The following is a 19,808-nucleotide window of genomic DNA, read 5'->3' as shown; positions in this document are numbered from 1 at the left end:
AGAGAAAAGTAGCAAGTATCAAGAAACAGGTAACAAGTATCGAGTTGCAAGATTAGTCGATAAACCAACGTCTGCTACTCGATACTATATACTTGATACTAATTTAAAGGTCTGTCGGCTTTCGCTACACCCCATGTTGCCGAAGGCTTGCTGCCCATATAGATCTGCATTGTTCCGCCATTCATAATAGTTTGATGTAGCAGGTAAGATTTAGTGTAAGCTTTGTCATTAATTACCACCTTTTGGATGTATTTATTTGCTGCACTATTATCAATTACCTTAATACTGAATTTCTTATTGCCCTTAAGCGCGATAGTGGCCTCATTTACCAATGGTGTACCGAAAACATAGGTGCCGTTTGCAGGATTTACCGGATAAAAGCCCATGGCCGTGTATACATACCAGGCACTCATCTGGCCAACATCTTCGTTACCGCATATACCATCAGGTTTTGAGGTATAAAATTCATTGTCTATTCTACGGATTAAATCTGCCGTTTTCCATGGCTGACCCGCATAGGCATAAAGATATGGGATGTGGTGACCTGGTTCATTCCCTTGAGCATAGTTGCCAATTAAACCAGAAATATCTGGAGAACTGGCTTCAGTTAACGCAGAAGGAGTAGTAAACAAAGAATCTAACTTAGTAGTGAAAGATTGATCGCTACCAAACAAATTGATCAGTCCTTTTACATCCTGAGGTACCAACCAGGTATATTGCCACGCATTACCTTCGGTATAATCATCACCACGGTGTAACGATCTAAGCGGATCGAAAGGCAAATGCCATGAGCCATCGGTTAAACGGCCACGCATAAAACGTGTTTGCGGGTCGAAATACTTTTTGTACAACTGAGCACGTTTGCTGAAATACTCGTAATCTTTAGTGTTGCCCATAGCCTTGGCCATTTGTGCAATGCAGTAATCATCAATAGCATATTCTAACGCTTTCGCTACAGACTCACCAACCTTTTCTGCCGGAATAAATTCTAAGTTCTGGATATATTCGATACCATTTGTTTTCTGCATGGCAGATTGTTTAACTGCTTCGTAAGCTAATTTGACATCAAAGCCTCTGTATCCCTTCAAATAAGCATCTACCACTACCGGAACAGCATGATAGCCCACCATGGTATTGGTTTCATTACCCATTAAATGCCAAACCGGAAGCTTTCCTTGCTGCTGGTAAATGGCCAACATCGTATTAACGATATCGTTTACACGATCCTGATGTAAAATGGTATACAACGGATTAGCTGCGCGGTAAGTATCCCATAAGGAGAAGGTAGTGTAGTTAGTAAAGTTGCCTTTTTTATAAATCTTCTGATCTGATCCTCTGTAATCCTTATTTACATCATTATAAAGAGACGGCGCTACCATGGTGTGATAAAGCGCAGTGTAAAATATTTTCTTGGTGGTATTAGAAGCATTGATTTTTACCTTCGCCAGCTCTTTTTCCCACTGCATATCTGCCTTCTTCACGGTAGATTTAAAATCCCATCCCGGTAATTCTGTATTTAAGTTAAGGATTGCATTTTCGATGCTCACCGGCGATAAAGCCACTTTAATTTGCAATATGTTGTTATTGATATTTTTGAAACCAACAACCGCAGTCAGTTTTTTTGCTTTAACATCGGTACCTTTTTGTGCCTTACCTTCATCGTAAATGGTGAAATTATTGATGGGCTGAGAAAGCTTAATCACAAAAGATAAGCGCTGATCGTCTGCCCATCCTTTTGAATTTCTGTGTCCTACAATTGTAGTTGCATCAATTTGCTTTAACGATACTGAGGTAGGAGCATCCCAACCAATTCCCTCTACCAGATCGAGCATAATGTGCGGATTTTCTGCATTGGGCTTAAAAGTATATTGATGAAAACCTACACGTGGGGTTGCCGATAATTCGGCTTTAATACCGTATTTTTCCAATAAAACACTGTAATATCCTGCCTTTGCTACCTCATTTTCATGGGTAAACTTAGAAAGGTATCCTTTATCTTCTTCACCTTTTTTGCCTTTTTCGAGGATTAATTGTCCTGTGGCAGGCATAATAGAAAGATCGCCCAAATCGCCAATTCCCGTTCCACTTAAATGGGTATGTGAAAAGCCGGTAATGGTATTGCTTACATAGTTGTATCCACTACACCAATCCCAACCTTCCATAATGTTGTTGGGGCCTAACTGTACTGCACCAAAAGGTACATTTGCACCTACAAAAACGTGCCCGTGCTTTGCAGAGCCAATTAATGGGTCTACGTACTGCGTGAGACTACTTTTTCGCTGTGCCTGGGCACTGGTGAAGAGAAAGGCGCTAATGATGAAGGTAAACTTCGATGCTCTGATTTTCATTGTGTTGGTTTAATATTTATGCGTTACGTCCCAGAGGGATTTAATTTTAATGTTATTGGTGGCTGCTGTACCCGATAAAGTGATGGTCTTTTCCTTGTTGGCTTCGAGATCAAAATAGTTATCGCTCAATTTGCCATTGTAGCCCTCAATATCTACAAATACATATTTGGCAAAGGCCGAAGCTTTAAGTTTAATGGTGTTTCCTTTTACTTCGTAAGTAATTTTCGGATCGCTAAGGTTTAAATCCTTTGGTTTTACAGTATCTCTTTTAATGCGGATATCGTCGCGATAAGCTTCTTTAACGGCATACCAGGCGGCTTTTGGTGCCCGGTTATAGTAATCGGTGATGCTCCAGCTCTCCACTGGCCAGCAATCGTTCAATTGCCAGAGGAGTGTTCCCATATTATACGGAGCCTTACTGCGATGAATGAGGATCATATTTTTGAATCCATAATATTGTACGCATTGAGTAAGATAAGTATAATCTTCGAGCGAAAGTTTCTTCAGCTGTGCCGAATCTACCATATACGATTTTAAATAAACCGCCAGCTTATCGTAACCATTTCCGGCTCTTTGGTGGTTTTGCAAAACATCAGAGAAAAGGTATCGATCCTGAGGTTCGGTAATTTTTAAAAGACTTTGATAATTGGGCATGGCCTGCATGCCGTATTCGCTCACAAAACGACCTGTTTTATTTTCAAAGACCTCAAAATCTTCTCCACCCCACCAAACGCCCCAATAATGGCTATCGCCTTCGGTAAAGCTATTTTTCACGCCCCAGCCATATTTTGGCGAAGTGCTGATATAAGGTCGGCTACCGTCAACCTCCTTAACCCATTTCGGGATACTATCTCTAAATAAGCGGGTGTAATCATTCCAGAGTTTAGCCGAATCGGCAGGGGAGATGCGAAAGGATTTCTGCCAGCCCCAACGGTTAAAGGCTTCATCTACTTCATTGTTTCCACACCAAAGCACGATGCTCTTGTGATGTCTGAGTCTTTTAACCTGGTATTTCACTTCTTCCCTTACATTATCGAAAAAGGCTTTATCGCCTGGCACCATGGCACCGGCAAACATAAAATCCTGCCAAACATAAATCCCCAGCGAGTCGCAAAGGTCGTAAAAATCGTCGCTCTCATATATTCCGCCGCCCCAAACCCTGAGCATATTCATGTTGGCATCTTTAGCCATCGACAATACTTTTCGGTAGTCGTTTTTAGTCATTCTGCTTACAAAAGCATCTGAAGGGATATAGTTTGCGCCCTTTACATAAATCGTTTTACTTTGGATCTTAAAATAAAAGCTTTTTCCATCTTTATCGGGCTGCTGCACCAATTCTACCTTTACAGGCGGAACAAATGCTTTTTCCTTAGGTTTAACATCATAGGCCTCCAGCCTTACTTCTTTCCAAATGCCAGCGGTAGTTAATTTAGGTCCCCAATCCCAGCCAAAGTGAAATTGTGCCTTGCGCACATAAGCTCTCGGGTTATCTGGAATTACGTAAGGCAGATCGGCCTTAGCCATAGAATCAACTGTGTTTTGTGCCGATTTAAAGCGTATAAAAAGCTGATTGGAAGCTTTTAAAAGGGCTTTTACATCTACTTTCCACTGGCGAAACATATTATTGGCCTGAAGGATTCTTTTTCCATTCAAATAAACATCTGCATAAGTATCCAGACCATCAAAAACGAGTTCAACATTTTTCTTATTTAAGGTTGCTGATGGCACTTCAAACTTCACTTTATAGTCCCAGTTTTCCCTTTCTATCCATTGCAGCTTCTTCTCATTGTCTCTGTAAAAAGGATCGGGAATTTGCTTATTGGCCAGAAGATCAAGGTGCACTTCGCCAGGCACCTTAGCTGGAAGCCACTGTGCAGCATCCTGTTCCTGAAACTGCCAGCCATCAGTAATCTTTTGAACCTGCGCCCGAGCGGTAAGCGATCCAAACAAAAATAAACAGCCGATTATTTTAACTTTCACGTTCATTTCTATTTGATTTCTAATACAATTACCTGATCAGGGCTTTGGCCTGCTACGTTAGCGTTGATGTTGAATACTCCTTTATTCAGTGTATATTTCAGGCTCTTTTTATCCTGGAGGAAATAAGCAGATTTAATTTTTTTGTATGGGAAATTGCTCAGCTTAATTTCAGGTGTTGCTTTAAAAACGTGTAAATACATTTTTCCTTCCTTCTCGGTGATGCAACCCCAATCTTGTGGCTTGGTATAGCCTGCATGGGTACCGTAGATACTTTCGCCATTTACCTTTAACCACTCGCCAACCGCTGCTAAACGTTCCTGAAATTCTGGTTGAACTTTTCCGCTAGGCATTGGGCCAATGTTTAACAACAGGTTTGTACCCAAACCAGCAGCTTTAGCAAGCATTTGCACCAATTCTGCGGTAGATTTATAGTGGTTATCAGACAAATTGTATCCCCATGAGCTGGAAATGGTTTCGCAGGTTTCTACCGGCAATTTGTTCGATGCAGTTTGAAAACTGAGTCCTGATTTATTTTCTCCCGGTAAGTCACGTTCAAACATCTGGAAATCTTCTCCATCAAAAGGGCTCATGTGGTGGTTGTTGCCAATCATACACTGTGGCTGAAGTTTGTGGATTAAGCCATAAATTTCGTCATACTTCCAGTCAATGCGCGAACTTCTGTCTTTTTCACCCTCTGGAGCAGTCTGATCCCAATGTCCATCAAACCAGATTCCGGATATTTCACCATAATTGGTTAATAATTCGGTTAGCTGATTTTTCATAAACTGCAGGTAACTGGCGTAATCGCCTTTTCCCGTTCTTCCCGAATTTTGGCCAGTTCTACCTGTTTCGTGCGGATAATCTTCTCTGCGCCAATCTAACAAAGAGTAGTACAGATAAAGCTTAATGCCTTGTTTATGGCATTCATCGGCCATCATTTTAACAATATCCTTTTTGTAAGGCGTGTTCATGATGTTGAAGTCAGAATATTTGGTATCCCACATGCTAAAACCATCATGGTGACGGGTAATGAGGGTAATGTATTTCATGCCTGCATTTTTAGCCATGGAAACCCATTGGGCCGCATTAAAATCGATGGGATTAAAGAAATCTTTAAGGTTGGTGTAATTATGAACGTTTAATTTTCTTTCATTCATTACCCATTCTCCACTTCCGGGGATACTAAATGGCCCCCAGTGAATGAAAAGCCCAAAGCGGGCATCTGCAAACCATTTTCTATTTTCGAGGTTGGTTGCTGAAGGACTGTAATTTTGCGCCAAAAGCTTAGTGCTGAGCAAAACCAGTGCAATAAGTAGAACTTTTTTCATGTGCCTTAGTTGAGAAATTCAAGCAAAACAAGGGTGGTTAGCCCAGGTATTTTCAAGCTTAATTATAATTTCAACGCAACTTAATAAAAAATTTAAAAAGTTTTAACGAATTGGGCGAAATGAAAGATTATTGTTACGGCTTTAATCAATTGAGGCTACTGCTTTTCCGGGTTTTCCGATTACTTTGTAGTTACCGTCTCCTTTTAAAATGGCTAAAATTTGTGGCTGGTTATTGAAGAGTGATTTCGCTGCTACAAGCTCCTTATCATATTGAAAACTTTGCTCAATACGGCCTTTTTCATAAAAATACCGGCTTACAATCTGTGTTTCCAACACGCGTTTAATCTCCGATTTATGGTGCTCCAAATCTGTTTTCTTGGCTGAGGTAAGTTTATATTTCAGGTTTTCGAGATCTGTTTTAACTTCTGCCGATTTATTTTCCCTTTCGGCCTCTGCTCTTAAATCAGAAAGCAAACGTTCGGTTCTGCTTTGATAGGTAAGATCTTTATCTGCCAGGCTATTGGTAAATGCAGCGTATTCTGCATCGGTAATTTGAAATGTTTTAGCTGAACTTAGGGTTGGCTTATTCTTTTTATACTGATTGGCGTAGTTAAAAAACAGACTTTTATTAATCATATTGATCGTTATGGGGCTTAAACGCATTGCATCCACTACTACATCCGGGTAAACGCCATTACCGCTATAAACGTTTCTACCTGCCTTAGTTTGATACATGGTAACGGTAGAATCGGCAAACTGTGTTGCTCTTCCGTCTGCATTTTTATGTGCATAATCTAGCTTTTGAATGCATCGGCCAGATGGCGTATAATATTTAGCTACGGTTACCTTTACCAGGCTGTTATAGGGAAGATTGAAGGTTTGTTGCACCAGGCCTTTTCCGTAGCTTCTTTGTCCGATAACTACTGCACGATCTAAATCTTGCAAAGAACCCGCCACAATTTCTGAAGCGGAGGCCGAGTTTCCATTTACCAACACTACGACAGGTAAATTGGCGGCATAAGGTGCCTGAAGTGTTTTATAAGCTATGGTTTTTTCTACATTTTTTCCCTTTTGGGTAACCACCAGCTGATCTTTATCTACAAACAGGTTAACAATTTTAACTGCTTCCTGCAAAATCCCACCACCGTTGTTTCTTAAATCGAGAATGATTCCCTTTGGATTTTCTTTTTGAATCGCTACCAGGGCATCTTTCACCTCCTGGCCTGAGTTTTCCAGGAATTTATCTAATTTGATGTAACCAACACCATCACCAACCATACCTGAGTAAGAAACATTGGGTTGTTTTATTTCTTCCCTGATTAGTTTTTTGGCTATTTCTTTTCCTTCTCTGTTGAAGATTAAATCAACTGCCGTTCCTTTTGGGCCTCGTAGCAACTGACTAATTTCTGCTCTTTCTTTTCCTTTAACTTCTATGCCATTAATCTTCAATAATTGATCGCCGGGTTTAACTTCCGATTTAAATGCGGGATAGCCTTCACTCACTTCATTTACATACAGTTTTCCATCAATAAATACCGTGCTAGCCCCAATGCCGCCATACTGAGTACTTACATATTTTAGTTTGTAATCTTCTATTTCGGATTCAGGAACATATTCTGTGTAAGGATCCAGACTGTCGAGCATGGCATCAATACCGGTTTTCATCAACGCTGGTGCATTGGTTTCATCCACGTAGTTGATATTGATTTCTTTATAAAGTGTGGCGAAAATATCTAAGTTTTTAGATACCAGAAACAAATCTTCCTTGAAGGAGAAAGATAGAATGGCGATACCAGATGCGGCAGCCAATAATCCAAACCTAAGCTTTTTCATGCCCTTATTTTTTATAACCGAACACAAGCATTAATTAGATATTCTTGCGGGTAGATGTATGAATAGAAATTGTACAATGGTAAATGTACGAAAACACCCAAAGATTAAAAATAGCTCAGGAAGCTTAAAAAGGTAATTTAAGCGTTACTTCTGCTGTATTTACCTACAGTCTGTTGCCTTTTGTATCCGCCAGGGCCTTTTGAATAGTAAATTCCACGTAAGTACGATCGCGCTTAACCAAACGCATTAAATCTTCAACCAGCTTATCTTCGTTGCCTGGTGTAAAATCAAGTGGTTCGTTGGCGAGGTCACGGTACTTTCTTAAAAACTTGGTTTTTACCTTAAATGCAGTCTCAGATGTTAATTGAAAATTAGCCATAGCAAAATTTATTTAGGGCAAAAGTAAAAAATATTTGTGGCAGGTTAATGGCTTTATTCAAGCAAAAGTAAAAAAGCTGTAATCTACAGATCATTTTAGCATGATAATTGTGTTAAACAGCCGTTGTAAAATCTAATGTAGGTTAATATCTCATGATTTAACCTTAAATCAGGTGCAGAATAATGAATGATAACCTGTGTTATTAGTTAAACACCGAAAACATTACAAAAACAAAAATAAATTATGAAAAAGATCATCTTTTCTGTTGTTTTCCTAACCCTAGGTTGGGCAACATCCCAGGCACAAAGTTTTAACCTAGGGGTTAAGGCGGGCGTAAATTTGGCCAAAATCAATGCTGATTTTGCCAAAGAAGAAAATCGTTTGGGTTATCAAATTGGTGCATGGGCACGGATAGGTAACAGCGTTTACTTACAGCCAGAGGCCTATATTGGCAGCAAGGGCAATAAGTTCATTAGCATTACACAAGATAATGGAAATGAAGTTTCTGCAGAAGGCAAGGTAAAATTTACCACGCTGGATATTCCTTTATTATTGGGAACTAAATTCGGAAGCAAAAATCTGAATTTCCGTGTAATGGCCGGGCCGGTACTTTCATTGGTTTTGGATGAGAATACGACTTTTAGCTCTGCTTTTAACCAGGCTACAGATTTTGGCGACTACAAAAATCAGGCATTCGGTATTCAGGCGGGCGCAGGTGTAGATGTAGGTAGCATCTCTGTTGATTTACGTTACGAAGCAGGTGTTTCTAACATCAGTAAAAGCGAAAAATACAAGCAAACACCAAACTTATTCCAATTGAGTTTAGGCTTTAAAATTCTTTAATCTGCCCAACCCAATCAAAAAAATAAAGGGGCTGTATCATAAATGTAACTTCGATTATCCTTCGAAAACTTGTCCCGATTTTACATCGGCAAGCTCAGGATGACAATCGATATTTATGACACAGCCCTTTATCGTTTCACATAGTCAAACCTACCAACCGGTGGTTTGAGTGAGTTTATATCCCTTATCCTGGTATTGAATAATCTGTGCCTGTCCAACAGGAGCTAAGTAAGCCCTATCTGTAAAGGCATTTCTGTTGGTGGCATTCGTAACCATCCAATAGCCCACCATTGCGGCAGCATTGGTACCATCGTAAGTGACTACTGTACCATCAGCCTTTTTCACCTTTACATTTTTAGCGGTTGCGTTTGCCGGGGTTAAGTATACAGATGCCTCTGTTTGAACATTTACCCAAGGACCGAGAAAGTAATCAGGATTGGTACTGAAATTCATATAATTGAGTTTTTTCCAGCGTTTTAAATCTAACAGCCGGCTGTATTCAAATACAAATTCCATACGTCTCTCTCTGCGAATCTCCCAGATGAGCTCCGGAACATCACTATCGCGGGCAGGATCAACCGGTAAAATACCCAAGTTTAAAGGTGCTGTTTTAACTACACCTTTAGCAATTGCAGCAGCATCCAGCGGGCGATTGCGTATCGCATTGATGGATTTATCAATATCAGCCTGTGTTACTGCAGGACCAGAGAAATATTGAGCTAAAACGGCTTTGGCTTCGATCCAGTTGAGTACCACCTCTCCTAAGCGTATAATAGGCGCATCGCTGGTATTGGTATTGCTTCCCCAGGCTGCCGGATAAGTTTTTCCGATAAAGGTTAAAGCTTCTCTAGAAGCATATTTAAAGCCATAAAGCAAAGTTGCCGAAGCGGGCAATGCCTTATCATAAAATGAAGCTTCAAAACGCGGATCTCTGGTTTTCACCATATCGGCAATGGTAAATGAATTGGCACCTGCTACACCAGAATTTTGCCACACCTTACCATCATTAATGATAAATGATTTCATCAACACCAGATTGGCATCAACACCTACTACTTCTGTTCCGTTTTGATAAGAGCCAATGCTGTGGGTTACACCCAATGCTGCATCATAGGTTCTGTACAATAAAACTTCCGGATGACCAGCCAAATTATCGCTGGAGAAAATAGATTTAAAATCGCGGCTGAAGTTGTATCTGTTGCTGGCGATGACATAGTTTGCAGCTTCTACTGCAAGTTCAAGATATTTTTTTGCTCTGGCGGCATCAATGCCATGATAATGCTCATATGTTCCTTCAAAAAGCATTAATCTGGAAATAAATGCCGCAGCAATATACCTGTTAAGCACCTGAACACCATCATTTTCGCGCATGTTGGCCATAACGAATTTAAAATCGTCATATACCTTATCCATAACCACCCCTCTGCTGTCTCTGTCTTTAAACAAATAGGGTAAATCAGTATCCAAAGGTACTTTATCAAAATAAGGAACATCGCCAAAAACACTCACCAAGCGACTGTATTCAAAGCCTCTGTAAAAACGGGCAACAGCCGACCAATGGTTGTAAGCCTCGGTGGTCATTTTGGGCTTCACTACATTATCTAAACGATCGATCATCACATTCGACTTACGGATCCAGGCAAAAGTCCAGGTTGGGCCAGCATAAGTTCCCATCCAATCTGCCGCTTCCGCAACCGATCCTCTTGAAGTTGGGATACTGCTTTCAAAGTTGATCTGAACATTTTTGCCAGTTAAATCATCTGAAAATGTGTAACCCCTTACTGGTGTATAATCTACCCCAAAACCTGAATTGTAGCCGGTGAAAAAATTAGTGTAATAGGCATTGGCATACATACGCACATCATCTTCACCCCGCCAAAATTCACCATCGATAATTGATGTCAAAGGTGGCCGATCAAGCACTTCTTTATTACAGGACACCAGCAATACGCAGGCTAGCGCCAAACCATTTATATATTTGAAATATTTCGTTTTCATAATCTTAAAAATTCAACTGTACACCAAATGAAACACTCTTGAAAGCTGGAATACCTGTACCGGTACGCCCGCTGTTATAGTTGTTCTGATCCCAAACCGAATAACCACTCACACTTTCCGGATCGATAGGCAAATCGCCTAAATGATCCCAGGTAAAGAAGTTTTCTAAAGCGGTATATACCCTTAAGGAACTGATTCCTGCCTTTTTAACCAGTGTTGAAGGAAAAGTATAGCCAACAGTTAGGTTTTTCAACCTTAAGTAAGCCATATTTAATAAGTAACGATCCTGAACCTGCATGTTATTAGTGGTATTGCTTGCAGCATTATTATAAGCTGCAGGATAAAAAGCATCTGGTGTTTGTGGTGTCCAATAGTTACTTGCAATGGCTTCCGGCATGGCACCGTCTGCAGAGTTGAAACCCGGAATAGCTAAGAATCCCGCTCCCCAGATTTTACGGCTACCAACGCCCTGGAAGAAAGCACTGATATCTACGCCTTTAAAATCTGCTCCTAAACGGAAACCATACTCATACCGTGGATTAGAATTACCGATAACTTCTAAATCGCCAGGGTTGGCTAAGGTTCCATCGCCGTTGCTAATCTCCCCATCGCCGTTTACATCTTTGAACTTCACATCACCCGGGCCAAAACGGAAATTAGCTGAGTTTTGCACGAAAGGTTGATATACTGGTTTTTCGCCATTTGGACCTGGCTTTAACTTATAAGCCTGCTTGCCAGCGTTCAACTTACTTTCTGCAGCGGTGAGGGTAAATAATATTGGTTTTCCTGATCCGTCAAGCTCAAAATCGTCCATTTGATATAACCTATCTGTACGATATCCCCAGATTTCACCTATATCTTTTCCATTATAGTTAGAAGTAATTTGTGTTCCAGAACCATACGCTGTTAGGGTAGTTTTAGCATTGGATAAATTTCCTTTAAAATTTAAGCCCAAACCATTTTGAAAACGATGATTAAAATCGATAGTAAGCTCCCAACCTTTGGTATTTAATGCGCCATAGTTGCCCTGTGGAGAAGCAATACCAAAGGTAAGCGGGATACCTTCTGTTGGCACAATCATATTCTCTGTTTTTCGCTGGAATATATCAAATGAGGCCGTGAGTTTATTTTTGAGTAGCGTAGCATCTACACCAAAGTTAGTTGTTACGATATCCTGCCATTGAATATCTGCGGCAATTGCTCTTGGTGTTCCCACGTAATTCGCTCTCGCACCGTTTAAAATCCAGGATACCTGCCCATTCGGCATTATCGGGAGATACAAATCATTGGGCACAGATTGATCTCCGATGGATCCCCAGGAAGCCCTGAATTTTAACTGATCCAATACTGGTTTTGTCCAGGCCATAAATTTCTCTTCACTGGCTACCCAGCCTGCAGAAAAGGAAGGATACCATCTCCACCATAAAAATTCTGGAAATTTAGAAGAGCCATCATAACGGATATTACCCTCTAAAAGATATTTGTTTTTATAGGCATAATTAATACGGCCAAAATAACCCAATTGAGATTCCCATATTTTATCTGGTGCAAAAATCCGGATCCCTCCCGGAATTAACCCAAGGGAAACCGCTGTTGGAAGAACGGTTTGCAAACCAGTTCCAAAACTAAATTGAGGGTTATTGATATCCGAGAGATTTGTAATCTGACCAAATTGAGCTTCTGCTGTGCTGGTTACACGGTTTAAACCTGCAATAAATTTAAAATCGTGGTCTTCTTTCAATTTTAAATTGTAGGTGGTAAGTGCATTGATGGTATGGCTGTAGAAACTTGTAGCGGTCCGGGCAAAATGATCAGGACTGGACCCTGGAGTAGTATACATATCCATAGACAAATCGTATGCAGCAATTGCTCCAGGGGAGGTACTTGAAACTACCTGCCCCATATCATTCACGTAAATTGGTGCGCCACTTGAATTGAGCCTTGCTTTTGGCGCAACCCATGAATTCCTTGCCGTGAAACGCGTTCCAGGCCTTCTCCAATCTTCATTTTGATTGGTAAAAGTATAATCTAAATCCACTTTCCAATTTTTGAGGATATTTACGGTTGTCCCTAAATTCACATTGGCATAATTTAAAAGAATATTAGCGGTGTTTGCCGAAGCAATTTCGCTTTCCGGACTGCGTATAGGGTCGCCGTTTTCATCTTTACCCAATGGATAAATTGAGCTCCATCTGTACAGGTATAACCATGGATCGGCCGTTGTAGAACTGGTGGTATACGCATACTGCTTATTTCTTCTTGAGTAGATTGCCCCTCCTCTAATGGTGAGGTATTTATTAATCTCACTGGTAATTTTAAACGAGGCGTTGTAACGTGTAAAACGATCTTCTTTTGCCGGCTTTAACATACCCGATTGATCTAGTAAACCCAAACCTATGTTATAAGACGTTTTACCAGATGTACCGCCTATAGACAGGTTGTGTTGCTGCGTTGGTGCCCACTCTCTTACCATGTAATCGTAAGGGTTATAGGTACGCACCCCCATTTTTTGGTTTGCCCCCTGCACATACCAATCCCTACCAAATACAGTAGGATCATCTGGACCTATAGTACTGCCATATTTCTCCTTCCAGGCAGCTGCCTTTTCGTAACTGGCCCTATCTACGTAATAAAAGGCACCTGTTGGTGTGGTTACACCTATTCGTTCGGCTGCATCAACTGTATATTTCAAGCCATTTACATCAGCCATTTTAAGGTCTTTCCACACGTTTTGATATGAAAAGTTATTAGAGTAGGTTATAGATGGTTTATCTGTTGCAGAGCCGGTTTTAGTAGTAATTAAAACTACCCCGAAAGCTGCCTTTGCACCATAAATAGATGAAGCAGCAGCATCTTTCAAGATGGTAATGCTGGCAATATCGTTAGGATTAACCAATTGCAAACTTGGAATCTCCACGTTATCTACCAATACCAGGGGTTGGGCACTTCCGTTAAAAGATGCCAGCTGACCCCTGATGCGGATTACCGGATCAGAGCCGATCTCTGCGCTGGGTACGGTAATACTCAAACCTGAAGCTGCACCTTGCAATGCCCTTCCAACATCTGAGATAGGTCGGCCTTCTAAAGTTTTTTTAACGTCGATAGTAGAAACTGCGCCGGTAACATTGCCTTTTCTCTGGGTTCCATAACCTACAACCACCACATCATCTAAACCTTTTGAATCGGTTTTAAGACTTACATTAATGGTTGTATTACCTGCAACAGGTCTTTCGGCGGTAAGATATCCGATGAAAGTAAAAACCAAAACATCTGTTTTGGATGCTTTGATCGTATACAGCCCATCGCTATTGGTTTGTGCCACCATATTGCTTCCCTTCACCCGAACGGAAACACCTGGCACTGGCCCGTCTTCCGACGTGACCTTACCGGTAACTGTAATTTGCTGGGCAATAGCATTTGCAAACAGCAAAAAGGTACCAATAAAAATTAGTAGTAGCTTTTTTTTCATAAACTGACTAGGGATAAGTTAATAATTAGTTTTGTTGATTATTTGTAGTTTATCAAACACGCATAAAAACGCATTTTAAGTTTAGTTTAGTAAATATATAAAATGTTTTTGGTTATAAATGCAAATAATATTCTTCATTTACTTGTTTAAAAAGACAAACTTGCACAAACAAGCAAAAAAACGCAGTTTTATATTTTTTCAAAATCTTTTTATACATTCGCTTCTAAACCAAACCACTATGCTCAAAAAAGAACGCCATGATTTCATTATGCGCCAGATTAACCTTCATAATCGGGTACTTACATCAGATCTGGTACAATTACTCAATGTATCAGAAGATACGATCAGAAGAGACTTGCAGGAGCTGGTAGACGAAGGCTTACTTTATAAAGTTCATGGTGGGGCATTATCCAAATCGTACCACAGTTCGTTTGATGACAGTACGGTTTATGCGAGAGACAGCAAAATTGCCATTGCTAAAAAAGCGACCAACCTGATCAAAGATGGAATGGTGATATTAACAGGGGGAGGAACGACCATTTTAGAACTGGTTAAACAACTTCCTCAGGGCCTTACGGCTACCTTTTTTACTATTAGTCCGTTGGTTGCGGTGGAGCTAGCGAAATACAACAATATTGAAGTCATCTTAATTGGTGGATTATTCTCCAAAAATTCGCAGGTTACCTATGGCGGGCATGTGATTACTCAACTGGCTGAAATAAAAGCAGATTTATGTTTGATGGGTACTAGTGCACTTCATCCTGAAGAAGGTTTAACAGATACTTACTGGGAAATTAATCAACTCAAAAAGGCGATGCTGGCCTGCTCTAAAAGAACTGCCGTGCTTTGCATCTCCGAGAAACTGGATATTGCATTACGCCTAAAAGTTTGCCCGATAGAAAGCATAAGCTATCTGATTACGGAGCTGGATGTAAACGACGATCTGCTGGCAAACTATCGAACAAAGGAATTAAATATATTGTAGAAGGCAGTTCTCCTCCACAGATCCTTAGATAAGCTCAGGATCGACAACCCGAAAAGAATCCTTTTCTGTCTAATCCTCTTATATCTGCGGGAGGTATAAGAATACTTTCTCCCGCAGATTAGAATGGATTTTCGCAGATTGGTTTTCTGTTTATTTAGCGATGTTCCGCTGCACAGATCCTTCGACAAGACTGATAATTGAATTTTATGATACAATTTTTGTCTTAAAACGTTGGATCGGCTGGGGTATTGGTGTTATTATCTCGCTCTGCAAAAGGGTAAGGAAAGAAATTCCTTTTCCGATCGGTTAGAGGTTGATTAAATCTCCTCATATCTTCTAACTTAAGCCCTGACATAAATAATTCTATGCACCGGTGTTTGTAGATCAAATCTAAAAGCGTTTGAGCAGTGGGCGAACCCGTAATGGCAGGTAATCCAGCTCCTACACCAAAAGGGTCTTGAGCAGGCGTTTTGGTCACTAATTTATTCAACTCTGTTAAAGCGCTGGCCAAATTAGGTGTGGCCTGACGAACATAAGCTTCCGCTTTGATTAGTGTCATTTCTCCAGGCAGGTAAAGTGGAATTTGTGCAAAAGTAGATACCCCAAACCCATTTATCCTCACTGTGGTATTAATTACAGTATAGAATGGAATGCGCAAATCGCCTGCATCGGGAACATTAACCCCTGTTTGACCTAAATTTATATTTTTAGGTTGCACTACATTATTTGTAGAAGTAGCAATTTCAAAAATTGGATTCAGATTAAGTGCATCATAAGTAAAGGTAGACCTCTTTGTTAAATCTACTGCATTTGCCGCCGTTAGCGCCAGCGCATAATTACCAGCAAACAGCGCATATCTGGCCTTCAAAGCATTAAGTGTATTGGGAATGTCTACTCCCGTAGGAATATTCCCTAAAAAGGTTGTGCTGATGGCATTGGCGGCAATAACAGCCTGTGCATTCTCGATTGTAGCTATAGCCTTATTGAAACCATCCAACCGATTAATGAAACCTACATTTAGCCCGATTCCTGCAGGAATTTTCTCCCAAAACTCAGACAAATTCCCCAATGCAATGGCTTTAAAAATACTGGCATGAGCAATTAGTCCTGCTGCATAGTTCTTGTCGGCCAAATTAACTGCATTGTTAATAACATTGTCAGCATCATAAATAATCTTATTTGAAGCTGTCCAAACCCCTAACACAATAGTGTTGTTACCATCAACCTGAACTCCACCCGCCATCAGGCGCTCTTCGTTTGTATTTCCGGTATTGATAGAGATTAACTCATTTGTGGTAATCCCATTTAATGACAGAGAGGCATACAAAAGGCCAGCCCTGGATGTAGAGTAAGCTTTCTGTAAACCTACAGTTACCCCCGTAAGCCCTTTGGCAGAAGACAATACATCAGTGGCGCTGGCTCCGTTAGGATTTAAATATTCCTTCTTACAGGCACCTAAAAGTACAGATGCACACAACAGGAATGTCCAGATCGTATATTTTGATTTTAAATTTTTCATAACAAATAGTTTTAAGTTAGAACGTTGCTTTTAAACCTATAGAAAAGGTACGGGGAATAGGAACTGAGCCAAAATCGATATTTCTCAAAAGGGTTGATTGCCCTCCTGAATTTAATTCTGGGTCATACCCCTTGTAATTATCCCAGGAAATGAGGTTTCTTCCACTTAAATTAACTGTCAAATCTTTAACAAATTTCACTTTACCAATATTATAGCTTAATGAAATCTCTCTTAGCTTCACAAACGAACCATCGTCTATACGCCATTCTTCTATATTATAAACACCGGCTACATAACCCCTTGGTAATTGTCCTAAATCTTCTGCCTCTGTTATTTTGCCATTACCTACCCCCTGACGGGTTCTCCAATCTGCATTCCAAACATCGCCACCCTGAACTGCATCTAGCTGAATATGAAGACTCAATTTTTTATAGGTAAAATCATTAACTAAAGAGCCCGTGTAGTCTGGATTGGGGTCACCAATCACTTTTTGTACAGGAGTTCCACTAGGTACACCATTTACTCTCGGAGCTTCTGCCAGTGGAATGCCCAGGGCATTTGTTAACAAAGTTCCGTCATCATTTCTAGCAAAATAGCTACCCCAAAAAACCCCTGCAGGATATCCATCTATTATAGAAACGGGTGCCCCGGCATTTGTAGCAAGTGTTCTTCTTGCACCAGACCCGATAACCTTATTCCGGTTCCGGTTGTATATCAGGGTAGTCGTCCAGCTAAAATCAGTTGTTTTTACCGGCACACCAGTTAACATGAGTTCAACTCCTCTATTCCTTAATGTACCACCAATGTTATCTAGCAAACTAGAAAAACCCGTTGATGGTGCAACAACAACCGGAAGTAATAAGTCGCTTACATTCTTATTGTACCAGCTAAATGTTACGCCCAACCGATTATTAAAGAAAGACATATCGGTTCCAACTTCTAATTCCTTTTGACGCTCAGGCTTTACAGAGGTGTTAGCTAATATACCGCTCGACACTAATGAAGTTCTGCTATTAAGTGACCCTGGCGAATAGACATTGAAACGGTCATAAGGTTGAATTCCGGTAAGATTTCCTGATTCTCCATATGCAGCCCTCAATTTAAACGAATTCCACCAGGAACTTATACCCAATTTTTTCCAATAATCGGCAGATGAAAGCACATAACTCACATTGCCTTTTAGATAATATTGAGTGCGGTTATCTTCACCAAATACCGTCGATTGATCTACGCGCAATGCGCCAGTTACGAATAGGTGGTCTTTATATTTGAAATTCTGTTGCAAATATGCTCCACTGATCGAAAACTCAGACCTCGAGTCATTATTAACCAGAATTGTACTCGCCGAATTTACGACCTGTGTAAAAGGAGCAAGTCCACGTCCGTTTAATAAACTAAACAGATCTTTTTGGTATTGATAAGAACCTCCTAATTGTGTTGTAGAACTTAATAAATTAGATAATTTAGCATCGTAGGTAAGATTCAGTTCATTATTAAACAAGGTAGTAGTGGCATTTGCAGTACTCGCATATCCATTCAAAGATGGATCTAATGTTGGGCCACCCCCAAAAAAACCTGTACTCACATTATAAGCAAAGGGAGGGATGTAGGTTGTTCCATTCTGAATGCTGTTATCTACACCCATAGAATAGTCTACGGTTAGGTTTTTCACGGGATTTAACTTTAATCCTGCATTGGCAATAACCCGGTTAACAAATTGGCGTTGTTTGATATCTTCAATAACTGATACCGGATTAACCCGACCACGCTCGCCAACAGCTTTAAGATTACCCAATACGTCTCTGGTAAACAAATCATGAAAATTACCAATAATCGTAACGGAGTTCATTGGTGAAAAGAACGAATTTCCATCTGGTTTTTCATTGGCATCACTATGGACATAATTAAAACCAGCTGTCATGCGTACCCAATTATTAATCTTTTGATCTAAATTGGCCCTGAAGTTCATTCTTCTGAAGTCAGTGTTTTTAATAATCCCCTGATTAGAGAAATATCCTGCAGAGGTGTAAAACTTAGTATTATCATTACCTCCGGAAACCGACACCGAATTATCTGTACCAATACCTGTTCTAAAAATGTAATCCTGATAGTTATATCTGGTTACCGGAGTGGTATTGGTTAAGGTTGGGGTCAAGATATCTTGTGTTTGTGCATCTACTGATCCTCCAAATTTGATAGGTGCCTGGTTAACCTCTATCTGCTTACGAAGTTCGCTGATGACCAAACTGGTATTGAAACTTACCTGTGGCTCTCCGGTTTTACCTCTTTTGGTAAAAATCTGGATTACCCCTGCATTGGCCCTCGATCCATAAATTGCGGCAGCCGCAGCACCATTTAATACCTCTATGTGATCAATATCCGCTGGATTGATATCTACCATTCTATTTTGGCCAATACTTCCAACAAAGTTTCCTCCATCATAATTACCTGAAGTATTGGTTACCCTTGTGGTTGAGTTATTTACAATTACGCCATCAATAATATAAAGTGGTTCTGATGAGGAGTTAACCGAGCTGATCCCCCTTAACCGAACAGATATACCACCCGCAGGGTCTCCGGAGTTTTGACTAATTTGAGCGCCAGGAGTTTTTCCCTGAAGGGAAGCTAAAGCATTCCCGCTTGGTGCCTTATTCAAATCATCGCCCTTAACGGTACTTACATAACTTCCCAGTTGCTTCCTGGTGGTACCCTGAGAAGTACCCGTTACAATAACTTCGTCCAAACCAACAGCATCCCCTGAAAGACTGGCGTTTAATTGAACAGTATTACCAGTACCCAAGTCAACTGATTGGGTAACTGACTTATAACCGACATAAGAAAACTGGATCTGATATTTGCCAGGTGCCAGATCTACTGCAAAAGTATAATTCCCTGCGGAAGAGGTACTCGTTACTAATGTGGTGTTTAAAATTTTGACTACTGCTCCGGGAATGGCGGCGTTTCCTGAAGCATCTGTTACTTTTCCACTGATAGTGTAGCGCTTGTTTTGCGCCTGGGCCATTTCTGAAAATAAGAGCAGCAGAAATGGGATCATCAAAATTGCAAGAAACTTTGGTGACCAATTTGGGTAACTTTTTTCCATAAAATTTGGTTTGGTTAATTAAT

11 protein-coding genes are annotated in these 19,808 nt (G+C 40.4%); 2 read left to right on the top strand and 9 right to left on the bottom strand.

Annotated elements, in window-relative coordinates:
- Nucleotides 1–98 precede the first annotated feature (98 nt).
- From BMX11_RS14570 to BMX11_RS14550, 5 genes are all read right to left on the bottom strand, one after another.
- Entirely contained in the window at nt 99–2,348 is a 2,250-nt protein-coding gene (locus BMX11_RS14570; protein ID WP_090885512.1) for a GH92 family glycosyl hydrolase, read from the bottom strand.
- Between the two features lie 9 nt (nt 2,349–2,357).
- Entirely contained in the window at nt 2,358–4,328 is a 1,971-nt protein-coding gene (locus tag BMX11_RS14565) for a beta-mannosidase (protein WP_217643845.1), read from the bottom strand.
- Nucleotides 4,329–4,336: 8 nt separating this feature from the next.
- Nucleotides 4,337–5,656: an alpha-L-fucosidase gene (locus tag BMX11_RS14560; RefSeq protein ID WP_090885508.1), complete on the bottom strand. Its 1,320-nt coding sequence runs from the start codon at nt 5,654–5,656 to the stop codon at nt 4,337–4,339.
- Between the two features lie 141 nt (nt 5,657–5,797).
- Complete coding sequence (locus BMX11_RS14555) at nt 5,798–7,489, bottom strand: S41 family peptidase (protein WP_090885506.1); 1,692 nt, start codon at nt 7,487–7,489, stop codon at nt 5,798–5,800.
- 163 nt (nt 7,490–7,652) lie between these two features.
- Nucleotides 7,653–7,868, bottom strand: a complete 216-nt coding sequence (locus tag BMX11_RS14550) for a hypothetical protein (protein ID WP_090885504.1) — start codon at nt 7,866–7,868, stop codon at nt 7,653–7,655.
- A 243-nt stretch (nt 7,869–8,111) separates the two neighbouring features.
- Here BMX11_RS14550 and BMX11_RS14545 point away from each other — a divergent pair, with 243 nt between their 5' ends.
- Entirely contained in the window at nt 8,112–8,711 is a 600-nt protein-coding gene (locus BMX11_RS14545; RefSeq protein ID WP_090885502.1) for a porin family protein, read from the top strand.
- A gap of 150 nt (nt 8,712–8,861) precedes the next feature.
- On the opposite strand, the gene BMX11_RS14540 is transcribed toward BMX11_RS14545, so the two are convergent.
- Both BMX11_RS14540 and BMX11_RS14535 read right to left on the bottom strand, forming a co-directional pair.
- The gene (locus BMX11_RS14540; RefSeq protein WP_090885500.1) at nt 8,862–10,709 is read right to left on the bottom strand and encodes a RagB/SusD family nutrient uptake outer membrane protein; all 1,848 of its coding nucleotides are present in this window, start codon (nt 10,707–10,709) and stop codon (nt 8,862–8,864) included.
- A 4-nt stretch (nt 10,710–10,713) separates the two neighbouring features.
- Complete coding sequence (locus BMX11_RS14535; protein WP_090885498.1) at nt 10,714–14,178, bottom strand: SusC/RagA family TonB-linked outer membrane protein; 3,465 nt, start codon at nt 14,176–14,178, stop codon at nt 10,714–10,716.
- A 238-nt stretch (nt 14,179–14,416) separates the two neighbouring features.
- Between BMX11_RS14535 and BMX11_RS14530 the strand changes: the two genes are divergently transcribed.
- Nucleotides 14,417–15,163, top strand: coding sequence for a DeoR/GlpR family DNA-binding transcription regulator (locus tag BMX11_RS14530; protein ID WP_090885496.1), 747 nt, complete (start codon nt 14,417–14,419; stop codon nt 15,161–15,163).
- A gap of 223 nt (nt 15,164–15,386) precedes the next feature.
- Here BMX11_RS14530 and BMX11_RS14525 read toward each other — a convergent pair whose 3' ends face one another.
- Together BMX11_RS14525 and BMX11_RS14520 are read right to left on the bottom strand one after the other, a co-directional pair.
- Nucleotides 15,387–16,682: a RagB/SusD family nutrient uptake outer membrane protein gene (locus BMX11_RS14525; RefSeq protein WP_090885494.1), complete on the bottom strand. Its 1,296-nt coding sequence runs from the start codon at nt 16,680–16,682 to the stop codon at nt 15,387–15,389.
- Between the two features lie 16 nt (nt 16,683–16,698).
- Complete coding sequence (locus BMX11_RS14520) at nt 16,699–19,785, bottom strand: SusC/RagA family TonB-linked outer membrane protein (RefSeq protein WP_090885492.1); 3,087 nt, start codon at nt 19,783–19,785, stop codon at nt 16,699–16,701.
- Nucleotides 19,786–19,808 lie beyond the last annotated feature (23 nt).

Origin of the sequence: Pedobacter rhizosphaerae (genome assembly GCF_900111155.1) — a bacterium.
Lineage (GTDB): Bacteria > Bacteroidota > Bacteroidia > Sphingobacteriales > Sphingobacteriaceae > Pedobacter > Pedobacter rhizosphaerae.
Note: the sequence above shows the minus strand (reverse complement) of the source record. Positions and strands in the feature narration are given on the sequence as shown.